The organism is Dawidia cretensis (genome assembly GCF_018598175.1).
In the GTDB taxonomy this organism is placed as follows: Bacteria; Bacteroidota; Bacteroidia; order Cytophagales; family Cyclobacteriaceae; genus Ohtaekwangia; species Ohtaekwangia cretensis.
Window position 1 is genome coordinate 1 of sequence record NZ_JAHESE010000169.1, and the last position, 310, is coordinate 310.

A 310-nucleotide genomic window follows, 5' to 3' on the forward strand; every position below is an offset into this window, starting at 1 on the left:
ATACCCTTGCGTAAAGTTTGAGCTGTAGCACAGACGGCTTTGATTGTTGAGGGTGACGGCGCTGTGGTCGGGCAATCGCAAAAACTGTTTGTCTTCAAAGACTTCTGCGCCGGCATCGCATTGCCGGATGACCGGGGCGTGTGCAGTGCCCAAGGGCCAAAGGTTGAAGAGCCAACCGGCCAACACCAATATGCCGGCCACCGCCGCAGCGAGCATAAGACCCTGCGAGCGGTTGATCGGCAATGGTTGGGGCTCCATAATATTATTCCACACCCGCGCGCGGCGTTTGGCCGCACGGCGTGCTTCCAGG

General features: G+C 58.7%; 1 protein-coding gene. It reads right to left on the reverse strand.

Features of this window, described 5'->3' with window-relative positions; genetic code table 11:
* On the reverse strand, nt 1-310 hold a 310-nt coding region (locus KK062_RS30225), incomplete at both ends, for a FecR family protein (protein ID WP_254088110.1).